Consider the following 15,529-nt stretch of genomic DNA (forward strand, 5'->3'; position numbering starts at 1 on the left):
GGTATTGATTGAAGATAACGTAATTCATCCTGCAAATAGATGAAAGGAATAAAAATAAAAGCTAGAAACTGGAGATAGGGGATAGGATTTTAGGTAAATTGCCTATGTCCCAATCCCCTTTGTTTATTCTCCAGGATGGGAAAATCCCACCCTTACAGACATTCTTAACGAACTAAGTCGTAAGAAATATCGGTCTTACCAGCAACATTGGTGTTGTTGTCAATTTCTTCAAATACTGTGTTCACAATCCAGTTCAACAGGTTGATGATACCTTTGTAACCAACAGTTGCATAACGGTGGTAGTGGTGACGATCCATGATAGGATAACCAATTCTTACCAAAGGTACACCACAATCGCGCCACAGGTATTTACCGTAGGAGTTACCAATTAACAGGTCTACTGGTTCTGTGAACAACAATGATCTTAGATGCCACAAGTCTTTACCACCCCAGATTTTAGCGGACTTACCGAAGACGCTAGAATCTAACAATTCTTGCAATTCTTTCTCGAATACTTCGTTGGTGTTGTGAACCAAGATATGTACAGGTTCAGCACCCATTTCTAGCATGAAACCAACTACGCTATAAACTAAGTCAGGATCACCGTAGATAGCGAAACGCTTACCGTGAACCCAAGCGTGGGAGTCAGTCATTGCGTCAACTGCACGACCGCGTTCAATTTCCAATTCTTCAGGAATAGCCTTACCAGTCAATTCGCTGAGTTTCATCAAAAACTCGTCAGTTCCCTTGATACCCCAAGGACGGGAAACTGAAACGTCTTGCTTCCAGTCTTTAGCGATGTATTCACGGGTCTTGGTTGTGGAGTAAGCTTGAAGAGCAATAGTAGCATTAGCGTTAATGGAATCTGCTGCATCTTCTAGCTTAGTACCACCTGGATACATATTGTATTCACCATCACAAGGTGAGTCAACATAATCGCTGTTATCAGACAACAAGGTGTAGTCAATACCCATCAAAGAAGCAATTCGCTTAATTTCGCGGTTGTTTTCTACGTAGGTATCAAAACCAGGAATGAAGTTGATTTTGCCGTTGCTCTTGGTTTTCTTCTTACCTGCGGTTAAGGTAGTCAGAATTCCCTTCATCATGTTGTCGTAACCAGTGATGTGAGAACCAACGAAGCTAGGTGTGTGAGCAAAAGGTACTGGTAAATCTTGAGGAACTGAACCAGCTTCTTTAGCGTTACCAATAAATGACTGTAAGTCATCACCGATAACTTCTGCCATACAGGTGGTGCAAACAGCAATCATCTTAGGACTGTATAGCTTGTAGGAGTTAGCCAAGCCATCAATCATGTTTTGCAAACCACCGAACACAGCAGCGTCTTCTGTCATGGAAGAAGAAACGCCGGCGAATGGTTCTTTGTAGTGACGAGTTAAGTGGGTACGGAAGTAAGCCACACAACCTTGAGAACCTTGAACGAAGGGAAGAGTACCTTCAAAACCTACAGCCGCAAACATAGCACCTAAAGGTTGACAACCTTTAGCGGGGTTAACGGTTAAAGCTGTACGTTCAAAGTTCTTTTCCCGGTATTCCCAGCTTTTTGTCCATTCGGAAACTCGTTGGACTTCTTCTGGTGTGTGAGCGTTTTCAAACTGTTTCTTGTTTTCAAACAGTTGTTGGTATTCTGGCTGGTGGAATAGCTCAACGTGATCCTGAATCTTGTCTGGATTCTGAGGCATTTCTATATCTCCAAGCTGTGTATTGTGTTTGCCTTAGGGGCGGTGTTTCCGCTCCCTTTGGTGGGTTTTTCTGCCCGTAATCTTGTGGTGGGGAGTGCGAAATGTAGCTCAAAATTCAAAATGCAAAATCCAAAACTTAGAATTTTTAATTTTGAATCTTGAATTCCTAACTCCCCCCTGGGGCCAAACCCCAGACTATCCCTGTACTGGCAGGTTTTACCCCTATCTGTTCTCTAAACGGAAGCCTTAGCCTTTGCTTTAGCTTTTTGAGCTTTTTTGTTCCAGGGAGCGCCGATTAATCCCCATGTTGGGCTGTTGAGCGCCAAATCCATGTCACGAGCGAAGATTGCGAATCCGTCGTAACCGTGGTAAGGACCGGAGTATTTATTTTGCTGGTTTAATAGCTTTTAACTCCGCTATGTTTGCAGTGAGCAATGTCAGGGATAAACTATGTTTGCAGTTAACTCCTTTATTTTTTGTCTAAATATAGTCTGAAAGATTCAGAGTTAAGTTTCGCGCAAAGGCGCAGAGGAGCAAAGACGCAAAGGATGAAGGAACAGCTATTATGGGAAATACAGCAGGTAAATCTGCGTTTGAAGTCTGCGAAGACTAGGGTAACAATTCGGGAATCCAATGGATGTCTGCAATTACGGGCAACTTTACCTATTAAACCGGGAGATCAGGACACAAGGGGTACTGGAAGAAAACAATACAATATCACTTTGAATCTTCCGGCTAACTTTGATGGACTGAAAACGGCTGAAGAAGAAGCTTATGAATTAGGAAAGTTAGTTGCTAGGCAAACTTTTGTCTGGAATAATAAATATTTGGGAAATGAGGCAATTAAAAAGGATTTACGAACTATTGGTGAGTTATTGGGAAGGTTTGAGGAGGAATATTTTAAAACCCATAAACGCACTACTAAAAGTGAACATACTTTTTTCTATTATTTTTCTCGAATTAAGCGTTATACAAATGCTGATGATTTGGCAATTGGGGAAGTTTTGATTCATGCGATTGAAAAAATAGATAAGGAATGGGCTAAATATAATGCTGTGAGGGCTATTTCTGTTTTTTGTCAACTTTTTAAAATTGAGATCAATTTAACTAATTATTCTAAAGTACCTGAAAGTAATTCTCGCAATGTTCCTACTGATAAGGAAATAGTTACTGGATTTTACAAGTTTGATGAATATCTGCATAATCGCGGTAAGCAAGTTAATCAAGATGTCAAAGATAGTTGGCAATTATGGCGTTGGACTTATGGAATGTTGGCGGTTTTTGGTTTACGTCCCCGTGAGCTTTTTGTTAATCCTCATATTGATTGGTGGTTAAGTGATGAAAATACAGATTTAACTTGGAAGGTTGATAAAGATTGTAAAACTGGTGAAAGGGAAGCTTTACCTTTATATAAGGAATGGATTAATGAATTTGATTTGAGAAATCCGAAGTATTTAGAAATGTTGGCAATAGCAATTAGTAAAAAAGACCAGAATAATCATGCGGAAATCACGGCTTTAATTCAAAGGGTGAGTTGGTGGTTTAGAAAAATCGGTTTGAATTTTAAACCTTATGATTTACGTCATGGTTGGGCAATTAGAGCGCATATTTTGGGAGTTCCGATTAAGGCTGCGGCGGATAATTTGGGTCATAGTGTGCAGATTCATACGAAAACTTATCAACGTTGGTTTTCTTTGGATATGCGGAAGTTGGCAATTAATCAGGCTTTGAGTAAACGGAATGAGGTGGAGTTGATTAAGGATGAAAATACAGGGTTGAAAATGGAGAATGAAAGGTTGAAGATTGAGGTGGAGAAGTTGAGGATGGAAATGGTTTATAAACGGAGTTAAGTAATGCACCATAACACTATTTAAATGCTTCAATTTGATCCGAATAAACATTAATTAGCTTGTGATCAATGACTAACATTTCAATCTCTGTCCAAACTTTAGCTAGAAATGAGTGAAATTCACGTTTTCGCATATTCCCAAAACGTAGATGCACTATTTTAGGTGGAGAAGAATCAACCATCAACCGATCTGAAAAATCTGCATCTTTAGTAACAATCACCAATTCTTTTTCCTTTGCATACTCCCAGATTTGGGTATCACTCGGACTATTACCTAAAATAGAAACATGAATTACGGGTAAAGATGGAGTAAATTGGATTTTAGTGGGGAGATTTTCATCAAATAAAAACCCATTCATGCAATTTTTCTCACTTCGTAATGATTCCCCATCAATTTTGCCGCAAATTGGATGCAAGCATAAATGTCTTCTCGTTCTAAAGATGGGTATTCTTCTAGAACTTCCTCGATAGAATCACCTGCACCTAAAAATTCTATAATTGTTTGTACAGAAATTCGAGTGTTAGTAATAACAGGTCTGCCATTGCAAATATCTGGATGAATAGTTATTCGCTTTTCCATAACGGTTTTTCCTTTTTATAAACCTAGTGTTAAGTAGCTAAGAATAATATTATTTTACATGATTATTAGCATAATGTCATAGTTTTTGAATAAGAGTTTAAATATTGGATTAAATTGAATATTACAACATATAATTTTATCAAAAAATAGAAAGTGTACAGTATTAAAAGTATATTTTAATATATTAAACTTTATGATGTATGTATATTTTTAGACCTTCTTGTATATAAAAGTTTTGTATAATAAGTAATTTCCATGTAGGTATTTAGTTAAACATATTGCTAAGATTCATGATTAGCAAGTTAACGATTATCAAAATCTTCTGAGGATACAGATATGACATATAGGCTCTTTGAAATTCCATCTGAAAACGGTAATCACGCAGATATTGTTTGGGCTGATCCTGATAGCGGAGATCGCAACGCCTACACTCATATAGCCTATGCAATTGAAACAACGGACAGTGAAAACAGCGTCATAGATGGGCGGGGTATTCGTTTCAAAAACTTACGTCGAAGGGGAATGATCAAGGAAAAATTTCCCGAATTATTTTTACGTCTTAAAGAAAAACGCGCTTACTATCCAGGTGAAAGTGTTCTTGAGCAAAATGAATTAAAGCCTGATCATCATATTAAAACAGTTTTGAGGCTTGGTGCATTAGAGCTATTAGCAAATATTTATTCTGGGCGAATTACTGCTAGTGACAAAGATCCTTTTCCTCATCAACTAGCATTACAGCAGTATGTCAAAACTAAGGAATCTCGTATCAAACGCATTTTGATTGCTGACGAAGTAGGCTTAGGCAAAACTATTGAAGTAGCTTTAATTTTAAGAGATAAGCTAATTACTCAAAAAGAGGATTTTCGTTGTCTTTATTTAACATCTGGCGGTTTGACAGAAGATGTTAAAGAAAAATTGCGTAGTGTAATTAAAGATTCTGGTGATGACAGCATTATTAGTGTTGTAGATTCTTTTAGAGATTATGGTGATTCTATTAGCCAGAAAGGTATTCGTATTGCTAGTATGCACGCAGCTAGACTATATCTTGAAGATAAAAGTAAAAAGCAATTACCAGTAGGAATTAAGCCAAATATCATCATTATTGATGAGTGTCATCACTGTTCCAGCAATGATGATTTAAATGGTCAGTCTGTAGAATCGGCAACTTATACAACACAAGCATATAAAGCTGCCTATCAAATGATTGCAGGTAAATTCTGGAAAGACTCTGAACCACCAGAGTTAGTAATTCTAATGAGTGCTACACCCTTTCGTTCTGCTAATCAATTTACAAATTTATTGCGATTACTGACACACCAAACAGCATTGACAAATGGCTATGCTAAAGATATTGGCAAAAATGAGCTTTTAGCAGCAATATCAAAAGATGATTCACCTGTAACAGTGATTTGGCGACAACAGGATGAGATTCGTAATTGGTTAGATAAGCGATTATTTCCTAAATTAAACATAGTTCGTCCACACCGGGAAGGATCACCAACTCTTGAAAAAACTAATGAAGAATATCTATCAACATTAGAGAAAATCAAAAAAACTGTACAGAGAATTTATCGAGATCATAATGATAGTTTTGGAGGTTTTGCTACTGCACATCTTGAAACTCGTTTGACAAGTAGTTCTTTAGCTGGTGCTTGTTGGTTATTTCGTTGGTCTGTCCGTCATCATCCTAAATGGCAAAACGAAAAAATGTATAAAGGAGATATATCAGATGATACAAAACAATTGAGAAGGTTAATTCGGGAGATTTCCAAATGCCTAGCAAAATTTGATGAGGATAGAGACATAGAATATGCTAAAGAGATTCTTTTTCCGTCTGACAGTAACTTTTCTTTTGGGTCTAAACATTTAGGAGAAGGTAGTATACCTCGAATTTACGAATTTCAGAAAACCATACTAGATAATATCAAGCGCAAAAATGATAACGACGACGATCCAGACTTGGAAGCAACAATAGAGGAAATATTAGAAGTATCAGAATTAGCATTAAATTTATTGGCATCAGGTACAAGTGTGGAAAATGCCAAGCTGAACTGGCTAAGAGCTATGCTTGAAGAACACCCAGATTCTCGGTTTCTAGTCTTTACTGAAGTCCTACAAACTACTGCTATTATTACGGCAACTTTCCCAAAACAAAGTCTTGCCCTCACTGGTGGAATGAGTTCTGATGAGCGTAAGGAAGTAGTCAAGAAATTTTATGATCGCAACAAAAATTACCGTATCCTTGTAGCCACTTCTGCTGCGGATGAAGGATTAGATTTTCAAGTAGCAAATAAAGTTGTGCATTGGGATATCAGTCCTGATCCTGCCATTTTAATGCAACGTAATGGGAGGGTTGCTCGCTTAGGACAAATTTCCGACGTTACTGCTTATTACTTGATTTTAGAAGGTACACTAGCTGAAAAAAGAGATACTGCTTTATTAGACCGTCTAATCAAAGCAGGAGTAACAGATCACCGGATGCAGCTTAAAATTTTAGGGCAACTTGATAATAAGCAGGAGGAAAAGATTATTAATGCAGTTGATGAAGCTAATGATAAGGGTAATGTAGACGAAATTTTGAAAAAAGCCCAGGAACATAGCAATCTAATGGAGAAAGAACTCCGTAAATTAAATGAGCAAGAGCAACTAAAACTTCAATGGGTGCTTGATCGATATAAGCTACTCAAACGCCTGAAAGTTTGGCATGATTTAAATGTTACTGAATATGATCCTTACAGACATAAACTAGCTTTTGAGGCTAAAGAGTGGCAACGTCCTGTTTTTGGGGAAGAGAAAACAGAAATGGAATCAGCAACTTCTGAAGTTCTGGTAATTTGGCAAGGTAGAGATAACAAATCTAAATTTAACTTTGATCCAGAATTTGGTCTTTTTAGCCAAGAAAAAAATCTCAATAAATTAGCAGGGTTGCTACCGTGGCTTTTAACAGAAACTGATGCAGGTATAAAACAACATAAGCCTATGATTGGAGCCGATCTAATAGGAAGTTTAACTCAATCTCTTGCTAGACAAAAACAAGCAGATTTTTTAGCTGTTTCGGCATACAACTTGTACCAAAATTTTCCTAATTGTCAAGATTGTTCTTACTTGCTATTTGCAACTCATCCATTACGAGAACTGGAAAAAAGTAAATCATCAGATTCAGCTAAGTATCTGACTTATTATTGTTTTACTACTACTGATTTTAGTCAACCTATGAATCCTGATGGTGCTTCTGCTAATGAAGTACATGAAATGATTACATTCTTAGAAAAAGAAATTACTCAAGGTGCAGTCTCTCTATCATTAGAAGAAATTGAACAGGCTAAATCAGTAGGAAAGGCAATTTCTCAATGGGTGCAGGATTCTTTGATTATGGGTGGTGATAGTTTTCTTGATGAGGAGTCAAGTTATTTTGTAGCAATTCCTGTAGCCTTAGTTGCAATTGTTCATTAGACGCTCGAATTTTCATCAATTCTAAATAGCGATTCCTACGGAGTGTTTCGCTATCGCACTCTCTCAAATCCCAAGTGACGGATGATAACAATTAAAGTCTAATCCCCACCATAACAATTATGAACGCTATAAAACTATTTCCCACTCTGCGAAATCTAAATCGTGCAGACAAACTAAAAGTAATGCAGTTTCTAGTTTCCGAATTATCTAGGGATGAAGAACCATCATTAGAACAGGGAGCAACCTATTCTATTTTATCACCGCTTAATTCCCATGCAGCCGCACATCAACTTGCTCAACTACTAGAAGCGGACGAACAAAAGCACAATGGCTAAACTTTAAAGATTTTCCAATGATAAAATCAAGAAAACTAAAGATAATCCACCAATGACAAATACACTCGTTAAACCATCCCAATTATTACCTGAAGGAATCTGCATCAAGCATATCAACAACCTCATGCTATTCAAATTTACCGATAAGCTAGGGGAACGGATGCAAGAACTCCTTGATAAAAACAAATTAAATACCCTCACTCCAGAGGAAGCAATAGAATTAGAGGCGATGGGGGAACTTGACGACATATTCAGTTATATTAACGCTGCTGTTGCTACTCAAAACCATGCCCATTACTAAAACTCTTTATCCATAGATATAGATAAAAATATGCTAGAAAAACTAATACTTCATAATTTCAAAAGCCATAAATCTACAGAACTCAATTTTGACAATTCCCGATTACATGGAATTGTAGGAAAAAACAGTGCTGGTAAAACAACGGTTTTACAAGCTTTGTATAGTTTAAGTATGCTTACTCATTCATTATCTACACAAATATTTGAAAATGAAAATTCACCTCAATTTATTACAACAATGGGTGAAAAAAGAATGTCTATAACTGCGAGTGGTTATTGGCAAGATAATTTTAAGAAAAAGTGGAAATTTTTCTACAGTATTGAAGAGGAAAAAATTTATAATTACAATTCCAGCATAATATTAAGTATAGATGGACATCAATATAATTGGGATCAAGATCCACGTTTTAGAGATATATCCAAGATTCCTCAATCTTTAAAAAATACTATCTATTTAAAATTAATTGCCAGCAACCTTGCCAAAGCAACTTACAGTGATGAAGTTACACCGAGAATTGAGTTCGATGGTTCAGGATTAGCACCCACTTTAGATTTTTTGCGTGATGAAGCTCCAGATCAATTTCAATTAATAGAAGAAAAATTGAGTCAAATTGTTCCAAATGTACGCAAAGTTGGCATCAAACGAGCAAAAGTTCCAGTCATTCGCAAACGTTTAATCGAAGTAGATGGTAAATCTATTTCCTATGAAGAAAATCAAGAAATGATAGGACAAGAAATTATATTAAATATGAATACAGGTGAACGTATTCCAGCCCATGCAATTAGCGAAGGAACAATGTTAACTTTAGGATTATTAACTGTACTAATGAATCCTAATCAACCTAATTTAGTTTTATTAGATGATGTAGAACAGGGACTTCATCCTAAAGCACAACGTGAGTTAATGACTGTTTTTAAAGAAATAATTGCCGAAAATCCTAACCTGCAAATTATTTTTTCTACTCATTCCCCTTATATTATTGATGCACTTACTCCTTCTCAAGTCCACATATTAAATAACAGTAAATCAGGTTTTACAATTGCTAAACGTTTGGATGAACATCCTGATGTAGAATGGGCAAAAGAAACCTTAACGACTGGTGAATTTTGGGATGCTGAAGGTGAAGATTGGGTGGTAGAAGGAGAAGTCAGTGACTGAGTTTATTGTCATAGTTGAAAGTGGTGCAGATGCCAGAATAGCGACTAAATTAGCCGAGCGAGTTTTGCAGGAAAAATTCGATTGGTTAGATAATGATATTCTGCAACATTGTTTTCAGTGGACTGGTTTAGAGGAAGGGACAGAATTTTCTTGTTGGAGAGACATTAGAAAAATTATTGATGATGCAAAAAAACAACTAAAATATAATGAACCCAGATATTTAGGTCATTATAGTAAGGGTGTATCTTTAGAAGCTGATGGAGCAGCATCTATCAAGATTCTTAATTTAGTACGTTTTTTGCAAAAAACACGACATATTAAAGCTGTTATTTTTATCCGTGATTTAGATAATCAACCGGAACGTAAAGAAGGAATTGAGCAAGCACGTTCAGCACATATTAATAAAACGCCGAAATTAGAAATTATCATTGGTGCGGCTGATCCAAAACGTGAAGCATGGGTTTTAAATGGGTTTATTTCATCTAATCAACAAGAGGAACAAATTCTCGAAGAAATCAAAAATAAATTGAGTTTTGATCCTTGCATAGAGTCTCATAGATTACGTGCTACTTCTGAGAAAGAACCTGAACGAATCAGAAATGTAAAAGTAGTTGTTGAACAACTTACAGGAAATATGGAACGGGAAAAGCAGTGTTGGGAAGATACAAGTTTAAAACATTTACGAGAAAGAGGAGTTGATACGGGTTTGACAGATTATATCTGTGAAGTTGAGGAACGATTAGCTGCAATTATTTTATCTGAATGAGGAATATTATAGAGTTGAGTGCGATCGCGAAATATGAACAGCAGGCGTTGCTAAGTCGCAATATGAATTAGTTTCGTCAAAAAGTACAAAAAACGTAATTTTGGCATTTCATATTCAATATGGCTATCAGCAACGCCAAATATCAAGCCCTATTTGTTTAAGCTCTCTTGAATGTTCTCGTTGCAGTGACTTCGTTCGTTGTCATAGTCATGATCATTTGATCGCTAGTAAACTTTGTGGAAGACGTAGAAGAGGTATCCTCAACCTTCTTAGTCACCAAGGTGTCACCCCCTTCCAAAGTAGTGATGTATTTGTCAACTTTGTTCGTTCCTGGGTCACAATCATACTCTTTTCCCAAGGTAAAACTAATCTTGATAGTCTTTAGATTGGTGACGGTGGTGATGGTAAAGTTGTCGCCGTCAATCTCCACAATCATGTCTGGCGTGGTTTTTGCCAACACCGTTCGCGTTATCATCCCAACATTTTCAGCCTTCAAGTAGTCCTCGAAGTTTTCTTGGGAAACAAAGCTATATTTTCCGGCTATTTGTACAGTCATGATGAAACTTTCATATAATTCAGATTGAAAAGAACTATATTTGAAAATTGGTGTTTAGTCAAGAGTTTGTTTAGCTCTTCTACGCCATGTTAACTCATCCAGAATATAATCTAAAGTCTTCTAGAATTACGAATTTCCCTCGATCTTATTCTAAAATATCTCTGCTGTGAGACGAGACACTAAACGGAACTAATTTAGCGACGAAAACCTTTTCCAACAGAACTTGCAACTATTATGGGAACTGCAAATCCTACCCCCAATAAAACAAGTAATGACAGAATGCTTTTGGTATTTATTTCCAACTGTGAACACCTATTTGGTAAAGTACAATTCGTCGGTCCAATGGCAAAGGCAAACCAAACAGATACATACAAGCAAAACGGAAAAAAACAGATGAAGATTACACAACTAGATAGACAAACAGCCAATTTGCTATTTTGATTTGTCCTAAAATGTTTCATTTTTTCAGTCTGTTAATGCTGTTTAAAAATTGAGATAACGGCGTTAAAATTTATGCACTACAGTAGATGAATATTTAATTGTAGCATTTTTCACTCTATAACTTTTATTAAAATATACTTTAATAACCTGAAAATAGTTGTAATTGTAGTTGCTATAATCAAAACAAACTTAAAAAAATCCTGATATGATAGCCATTCCCCAACAACCGCAAAAAATGACCATTGAGGAATATCTCCAATGGGAACTTGACCAAGATATTCGCTATGAATACATAAACGGCGAAGTCTTTGCCATGACTGGTGGTACAATTCCCCATAATGATATTGCTCTCAATCTTTACAGACCTCTATACTCTCATCTGCGTCCTAGAGGTTGTCGAGTCAATGTATCAGATGTGAAAGTACAAGTAACCCCTAAAAGTCCATACTTCTATCCTGATATTATCGTCAGTTGTCACCCTGAAGACCTCAACGCCCGTAAATTTATTCAAAATCCCAAATTAATTGTTGAAGTTCTTTCTCCTGGTACAAGCAGTAAAGATAGAGGTGAAAAATTCAGATATTATCTAACAATGCCCAGTTTACAAGAATACATCTTAATTGATTCTGAAAAAATATCCGTTGAACGTTATTGTCGAGGAGAAGGAAGAATGTGGCTTTATTATCCCTACACTGCTGGAGACATCATCACTTTATCAAGTATCGAATTTGAATTTCCGATAGAAATGCTTTATGATGGTGTTGGATTGGAAACTGAATCACCACAATACAATTAACATATTCTAGCAAATAAATATTACTGTAAAATCAAATTTAGTGACTTATTACGATTATGACAAAACGTAAAAAAACCAAGTTTAAGTGGATTAAAGAAACTCTGGAATTAAAACCAGATCATCATTGGGAATCTCCCCCAGAATATAATATTTTTGTCGCAGGTAGAGGGGCTGTACGTTTCAATGTTCCTCGCGGTTGGATATCTGAACCACAGGAAAAATCATTTAAGTTCATGGATAAGAAACCACCTGATGATGATTGTTGTTTAGAGGTATCTTACAATCATTTACCAGCTAATGATTGGACTCTATTTCCTCTCAAATCTACTTTAAAAAAAATCATGGAAAATGATAGCCGTGATGTGATTGAAAGAGGAGAAGTGATTACCGTCAAGCGACAAACTGCCAGAATTATGTGGTGTGAAATTAAATTTATTGATACTCAAGCAGAACCAAGGGAAGCTTTTTCTCGGACTTGCGTGGGTTTAGGTTCTAATATTCAATGTTTAATTACCTTTGATTATTGGGCAGATCAAGCAGAACAATTAATACCTGTTTGGGATGAAGTGATGCGGAGTTTGACACTGGGATTATATATCAGAGATCCGAGAACTGGTTTAGCTTTCCCAGATTAAAATGCCGAGAAAACAACCTGATCTTGAGTTTTTTATCACAAGTAGAAATTGTTAGTTTGAAAAGTTGTGGATGTTAGTCAACATTATGTTCAATATTTTGGGTAAACTAGAAGCGACAAAATAACCCATTGCACAGATTAGTAATTCAATATTCATGGCAAATCCCACCGCAACTCTGGAAACTTCCCTTGGTACTATTACTCTTGAGCTATTCACCGATGTTATGCCCATAACGGCTGGAAATTTCATCAAATTGGCTAAAAGTGGCTTTTATGATGGTCTCCATTTCCACCGTGTGATTAAAAACTTCATGGTGCAATTTGGTTGTCCTCACAGTAAAGATCCTAGCTCTCCTCGTGCGGGAACGGGTAATAGTCCTGATGGGTGCATTCAAGATGAGCATCCTGAAGACGGGAAAATTTCCAATGAACCAGGAACTCTGTCTATGGCTAATACGGGGGCCCCTAATAGTGGAAGTTGCCAGTTTTTCATCAACACTGTCCACAACTCCTATTTAGATTGGTTTACAGCCGGTCAATCCAAGCATCCTGTTTTTGGTCGAGTTACTGAAGGCATGGATGTATTGAAAGCCATTGAAACGACTCCAACGGGACAAGGCGATCGCCCAAAAACTCCAGTTAAAATGATCAAAGTTACAATTCACGAATAAACAGAAAAATTGGTGCGGAGATTTTCTCCGCACATATCTTCAGGCAAAATTCCCTGTTTCTCATGAAAGAACTCCACATAAAAACTAATCCGATCAAACCAACTAACCTTGAGTTTCTTCTTCAGTAAAAATAGGAGGCCATAATTCAGAAACAGCTAATTCCCAACCTGGAAAAAGTTCAGGTAAAGTTAAAATATCGCCATTGATTAAAACAGTTGGTTCACCTTGATGACGATAAACTGTTACAGTCTCCTCATCAGGATCAATTAAAATTCCAATCACAGCACCTAAGTTTATAAAGTTGAGAATTTTAGTAACTAAAGGTTTAATTCTATCACTTTGAGATTTAATTTCTACTACTAAATCTGGTACAAGTTCACCAAAATAACGGGGACTTTGACGCAGACGTGCAGCCCGAACAAAAGAAACATCTGGTGCGGTGAGATTGCTATCAGGTAAAATAAAACCACCAGCAGAATCAAATACTCTTCCTAAACGACGGGGATAAACCCAATTAGCTAATAGTCGGCTAAAAAGAATACCAACTTCACTAGATACAATATCTGATGGACCCACAATAGAAATTCTCCCGTTTGTTAACTCAACATCATAATCTAAGCCGGCTTCACTAAAAGCAGTTTGGACTTGTTCTACATCTTTGATTGTCATTACTTGCATAAAATTTTCTCCTAATATACAAAGTTGGCGTAATTAAACCAAACACAATTTGATTTTATATTTCATTAAATTGTATCTGGATCAATATTCAACTCTCTTAATTTTGCGGCTAACCTTTGAGATTTTTCATTTGATATTTTCGCTCTTTCTGCTTCCATTGCTGCTCTTTTAGCTTCAATTTCTGCTCTTGTTGCTTCCATCTCTGCGCTTTGTTCCGGTGTAGGAACTAAAACTCCTGATGATGTAAAATATCTTAACAAACCCTCATGAATTCCTAAATATAAACCCAATTCTTCACTCCATAAATATCCTTTTTCGTTAGGTTTTAAGGGTTGATATTTGCCACTGATTAAATTAAATCCTGCAAATTCTAATGTATAAGGATCAAACCAAAAATAATCAGGTGTACGGAAAGTATCTTGATAAAGTAGTTTTTTAGTTTCTCTATCAGTTTTAGCTGTAGTTGGTGAAAGAATTTCGACAATGACATGAGGATATTTGCCATTTTCTTCCCACACTACCCAACTTTTTCTAGTTTTTCGTTCTGTTCCTAAAACTACGAAAAAATCTGGACCTCTAACATCTTCTGATTTCTTTTGATGAGGACTATAGTAAATACTCAGGTTTCCGACAGCATAAAAATCAGTTCTCTCTTTCCATAACCATTCTAAACATTTGAAAAGGAGAATAATTTGACGTAAATGCAGTTCTGTTTCCACGGGAGGTTCATCACTATATAGGTCACTGGGGGGAAAAATGATATCCTCTGATATATCTTCTAAGGTGTTAGTTTGTAATTCCAGTGCTTGAGTAATCATCATGATATGATACCAAGTAATTATTTGTTTATTGTAGCATTAATTGTCAGAATCAGGATATCCAGGATTTTATGTATTATTAATCATTTATGATTATTGTGACGCGATCGCGCTAAAATAAAATTGGTACTTAATTGTTGAAATAAAAATGGAAGTTCTTCAACTAACAACAACAGTGGATTCGTCAGGTCATTTGCACCTTGACATTCCCACACAACTTAATCCGGGACAAGTAAATATTGTGCTGGTAATTAATCCAGTTGTTGCATCTAAAGATCAAAATCTGAAGTATGATTTTTCTCATTTGGTAGGACGGTTAAATTGGCAAGGAGATGCAGTATTGATGCAAAGGACATTACGAGATGAATGGTAATCGCTATGTACTAGATACGAATGCAATCATCGCGCTTTTGCAAGGAAATACCCAACTTATTCAGTTACTTCAAAATGCTAATTGGATTGGAATTTCGATTATTAGCCAGATTGAATTTTTAGTGTTTTCTGGGCTAACGGAAAGCGATATTCAACTGTTTCAACAATTTATTGAGCAAGTGGAAATTGTTGGTTTGACAGCGAGCGATGCCTTATTAGTTGAGAAGATTATCGAAATTCGTCAGCAATATCGGTTAAAATTACCTGATGCGGTGATTGCCGCAATAACAATCCAAAATTCAGCAAGTTTAGTGACTGCTGATCAAGAATTTGCAAAAATAAACACTTTGCCTGTGATTAATTGGTAGCGATCGCCTCCTATAACAGGGGAAACGCATCTAAATTTTATTGACAAAATACC

Annotated in this window: 18 protein-coding genes; 12 read left to right on the forward strand and 6 right to left on the reverse strand. The window is 36.4% G+C overall.

Translation table 11 applies throughout. The features are described 5' to 3' along the window. Window positions 1-164: 164 nt before the first annotated feature. Complete coding sequence (gene nifK / locus FJR04_RS20230) at window positions 165-1,700, reverse strand: nitrogenase molybdenum-iron protein subunit beta (RefSeq protein ID WP_168498125.1); 1,536 nt, start codon at window positions 1,698-1,700, stop codon at window positions 165-167. Window positions 1,701-2,248: 548 nt separating this feature from the next. Here nifK and FJR04_RS20235 point away from each other — a divergent pair. Continuing rightward, window positions 2,249-3,550 (forward strand): site-specific integrase, encoded by a 1,302-nt coding sequence (locus tag FJR04_RS20235; protein ID WP_168498127.1) that lies wholly within the window; start codon window positions 2,249-2,251, stop codon window positions 3,548-3,550. Between the two features lie 16 nt (window positions 3,551-3,566). Here FJR04_RS20235 and FJR04_RS20240 read toward each other — a convergent pair whose 3' ends face one another. Together FJR04_RS20240 and FJR04_RS20245 are read right to left on the reverse strand one after the other, a co-directional pair. After that, on the reverse strand, window positions 3,567-3,908 hold the full coding sequence (locus FJR04_RS20240) for a DUF5615 family PIN-like protein (RefSeq protein ID WP_168498129.1): 342 nt from the start codon (window positions 3,906-3,908) through the stop codon (window positions 3,567-3,569). After that, complete coding sequence (locus FJR04_RS20245; RefSeq protein WP_168498131.1) at window positions 3,905-4,129, reverse strand: DUF433 domain-containing protein; 225 nt, start codon at window positions 4,127-4,129, stop codon at window positions 3,905-3,907. Before FJR04_RS20245 ends, FJR04_RS20240 begins: the two co-directional genes overlap by 4 nt. Before the next feature lie 336 nt (window positions 4,130-4,465). On the opposite strand from FJR04_RS20245, the gene FJR04_RS20250 reads away from it, so the two are divergent. The 5 genes from FJR04_RS20250 (at window position 4,466) to FJR04_RS20270 (ending at window position 10,142) form a co-directional block, all read left to right on the forward strand. Next, window positions 4,466-7,582 (forward strand): DEAD/DEAH box helicase, encoded by a 3,117-nt coding sequence (locus FJR04_RS20250; RefSeq protein ID WP_168498133.1) that lies wholly within the window; start codon window positions 4,466-4,468, stop codon window positions 7,580-7,582. Between the two features lie 119 nt (window positions 7,583-7,701). Continuing rightward, window positions 7,702-7,917, forward strand: a complete 216-nt coding sequence (locus FJR04_RS20255) for a hypothetical protein (RefSeq protein WP_168498135.1) — start codon at window positions 7,702-7,704, stop codon at window positions 7,915-7,917. Window positions 7,918-7,969: 52 nt separating this feature from the next. Next, the gene (locus tag FJR04_RS20260; RefSeq protein ID WP_168498137.1) at window positions 7,970-8,218 is read left to right on the forward strand and encodes a hypothetical protein; all 249 of its coding nucleotides are present in this window, start codon (window positions 7,970-7,972) and stop codon (window positions 8,216-8,218) included. 30 nt (window positions 8,219-8,248) lie between these two features. Further along, a complete protein-coding gene (locus FJR04_RS20265; RefSeq protein ID WP_168498139.1) occupies window positions 8,249-9,376 on the forward strand; it encodes an AAA family ATPase in 1,128 nt (375 codons plus the stop codon). Beyond that, entirely contained in the window at window positions 9,369-10,142 is a 774-nt protein-coding gene (locus FJR04_RS20270) for a hypothetical protein (RefSeq protein ID WP_168498141.1), read from the forward strand. Before FJR04_RS20265 ends, FJR04_RS20270 begins: the two co-directional genes overlap by 8 nt. Window positions 10,143-10,299: 157 nt before the next feature. Here FJR04_RS20270 and FJR04_RS20275 read toward each other — a convergent pair whose 3' ends face one another. Further along, complete coding sequence (locus FJR04_RS20275; protein ID WP_168498143.1) at window positions 10,300-10,698, reverse strand: lipocalin/fatty-acid binding family protein; 399 nt, start codon at window positions 10,696-10,698, stop codon at window positions 10,300-10,302. Between the two features lie 234 nt (window positions 10,699-10,932). Here FJR04_RS20275 and FJR04_RS20280 point away from each other — a divergent pair, with 234 nt between their 5' ends. From FJR04_RS20280 to FJR04_RS20295, 4 genes are all read left to right on the forward strand, one after another. Next, a complete protein-coding gene (locus FJR04_RS20280; RefSeq protein ID WP_168498145.1) occupies window positions 10,933-11,139 on the forward strand; it encodes a hypothetical protein in 207 nt (68 codons plus the stop codon). 205 nt (window positions 11,140-11,344) lie between these two features. Next, entirely contained in the window at window positions 11,345-11,935 is a 591-nt protein-coding gene (locus FJR04_RS20285) for a Uma2 family endonuclease (RefSeq protein ID WP_168498148.1), read from the forward strand. A 56-nt stretch (window positions 11,936-11,991) separates the two neighbouring features. Beyond that, window positions 11,992-12,570 (forward strand): hypothetical protein, encoded by a 579-nt coding sequence (locus FJR04_RS20290; RefSeq protein WP_168498150.1) that lies wholly within the window; start codon window positions 11,992-11,994, stop codon window positions 12,568-12,570. A 154-nt stretch (window positions 12,571-12,724) separates the two neighbouring features. Beyond that, window positions 12,725-13,240, forward strand: a complete 516-nt coding sequence (locus FJR04_RS20295; protein WP_168498152.1) for a peptidylprolyl isomerase — start codon at window positions 12,725-12,727, stop codon at window positions 13,238-13,240. A gap of 102 nt (window positions 13,241-13,342) precedes the next feature. Here FJR04_RS20295 and FJR04_RS20300 read toward each other — a convergent pair whose 3' ends face one another. Both FJR04_RS20300 and FJR04_RS20305 read right to left on the reverse strand, forming a co-directional pair. Beyond that, window positions 13,343-13,918, reverse strand: coding sequence for a Uma2 family endonuclease (locus FJR04_RS20300; RefSeq protein WP_168498154.1), 576 nt, complete (start codon window positions 13,916-13,918; stop codon window positions 13,343-13,345). Between the two features lie 65 nt (window positions 13,919-13,983). Continuing rightward, a complete protein-coding gene (locus FJR04_RS20305; RefSeq protein WP_168498156.1) occupies window positions 13,984-14,739 on the reverse strand; it encodes a Uma2 family endonuclease in 756 nt (251 codons plus the stop codon). Window positions 14,740-14,884: 145 nt separating this feature from the next. Between FJR04_RS20305 and FJR04_RS20310 the strand changes: the two genes are divergently transcribed. Both FJR04_RS20310 and FJR04_RS20315 read left to right on the forward strand, forming a co-directional pair. Further along, window positions 14,885-15,109 (forward strand): hypothetical protein, encoded by a 225-nt coding sequence (locus FJR04_RS20310; RefSeq protein ID WP_168498158.1) that lies wholly within the window; start codon window positions 14,885-14,887, stop codon window positions 15,107-15,109. After that, window positions 15,099-15,476, forward strand: coding sequence for a type II toxin-antitoxin system VapC family toxin (locus tag FJR04_RS20315; RefSeq protein WP_168498160.1), 378 nt, complete (start codon window positions 15,099-15,101; stop codon window positions 15,474-15,476). Before FJR04_RS20310 ends, FJR04_RS20315 begins: the two co-directional genes overlap by 11 nt. Window positions 15,477-15,529 lie beyond the last annotated feature (53 nt).

It is taken from the genome of Anabaena sp. UHCC 0204 (assembly GCF_009711975.1).
In the GTDB taxonomy this organism is placed as follows: domain Bacteria; phylum Cyanobacteriota; class Cyanobacteriia; order Cyanobacteriales; family Nostocaceae; genus Dolichospermum.

Bases quoted from the DNA above. Each gene is read 5' to 3' on its own strand.
- nifK (WP_168498125.1), bottom strand. From the start codon at position 1,700: ATGCCTCAGAATCCAGACAAGATTCAGGATCACGTTGAGCTATTCCAC.
- FJR04_RS20235 (WP_168498127.1), top strand. From the start codon at position 2,249: ATGAAGGAACAGCTATTATGGGAAATACAGCAGGTAAATCTGCGTTTG.
- FJR04_RS20240 (WP_168498129.1), bottom strand. From the start codon at position 3,908: ATGAATGGGTTTTTATTTGATGAAAATCTCCCCACTAAAATCCAATTT.
- FJR04_RS20245 (WP_168498131.1), bottom strand. From the start codon at position 4,129: ATGGAAAAGCGAATAACTATTCATCCAGATATTTGCAATGGCAGACCT.
- FJR04_RS20250 (WP_168498133.1), top strand. From the start codon at position 4,466: ATGACATATAGGCTCTTTGAAATTCCATCTGAAAACGGTAATCACGCA.
- FJR04_RS20255 (WP_168498135.1), top strand. From the start codon at position 7,702: ATGAACGCTATAAAACTATTTCCCACTCTGCGAAATCTAAATCGTGCA.
- FJR04_RS20260 (WP_168498137.1), top strand. From the start codon at position 7,970: ATGACAAATACACTCGTTAAACCATCCCAATTATTACCTGAAGGAATC.
- FJR04_RS20265 (WP_168498139.1), top strand. From the start codon at position 8,249: ATGCTAGAAAAACTAATACTTCATAATTTCAAAAGCCATAAATCTACA.
- FJR04_RS20275 (WP_168498143.1), bottom strand. From the start codon at position 10,698: ATGACTGTACAAATAGCCGGAAAATATAGCTTTGTTTCCCAAGAAAAC.
- FJR04_RS20280 (WP_168498145.1), top strand. From the start codon at position 10,933: ATGGGAACTGCAAATCCTACCCCCAATAAAACAAGTAATGACAGAATG.
- FJR04_RS20285 (WP_168498148.1), top strand. From the start codon at position 11,345: ATGATAGCCATTCCCCAACAACCGCAAAAAATGACCATTGAGGAATAT.
- FJR04_RS20290 (WP_168498150.1), top strand. From the start codon at position 11,992: ATGACAAAACGTAAAAAAACCAAGTTTAAGTGGATTAAAGAAACTCTG.
- FJR04_RS20295 (WP_168498152.1), top strand. From the start codon at position 12,725: ATGGCAAATCCCACCGCAACTCTGGAAACTTCCCTTGGTACTATTACT.
- FJR04_RS20300 (WP_168498154.1), bottom strand. From the start codon at position 13,918: ATGCAAGTAATGACAATCAAAGATGTAGAACAAGTCCAAACTGCTTTT.
- FJR04_RS20305 (WP_168498156.1), bottom strand. From the start codon at position 14,739: ATGATGATTACTCAAGCACTGGAATTACAAACTAACACCTTAGAAGAT.
- FJR04_RS20310 (WP_168498158.1), top strand. From the start codon at position 14,885: ATGGAAGTTCTTCAACTAACAACAACAGTGGATTCGTCAGGTCATTTG.
- FJR04_RS20315 (WP_168498160.1), top strand. From the start codon at position 15,099: ATGAATGGTAATCGCTATGTACTAGATACGAATGCAATCATCGCGCTT.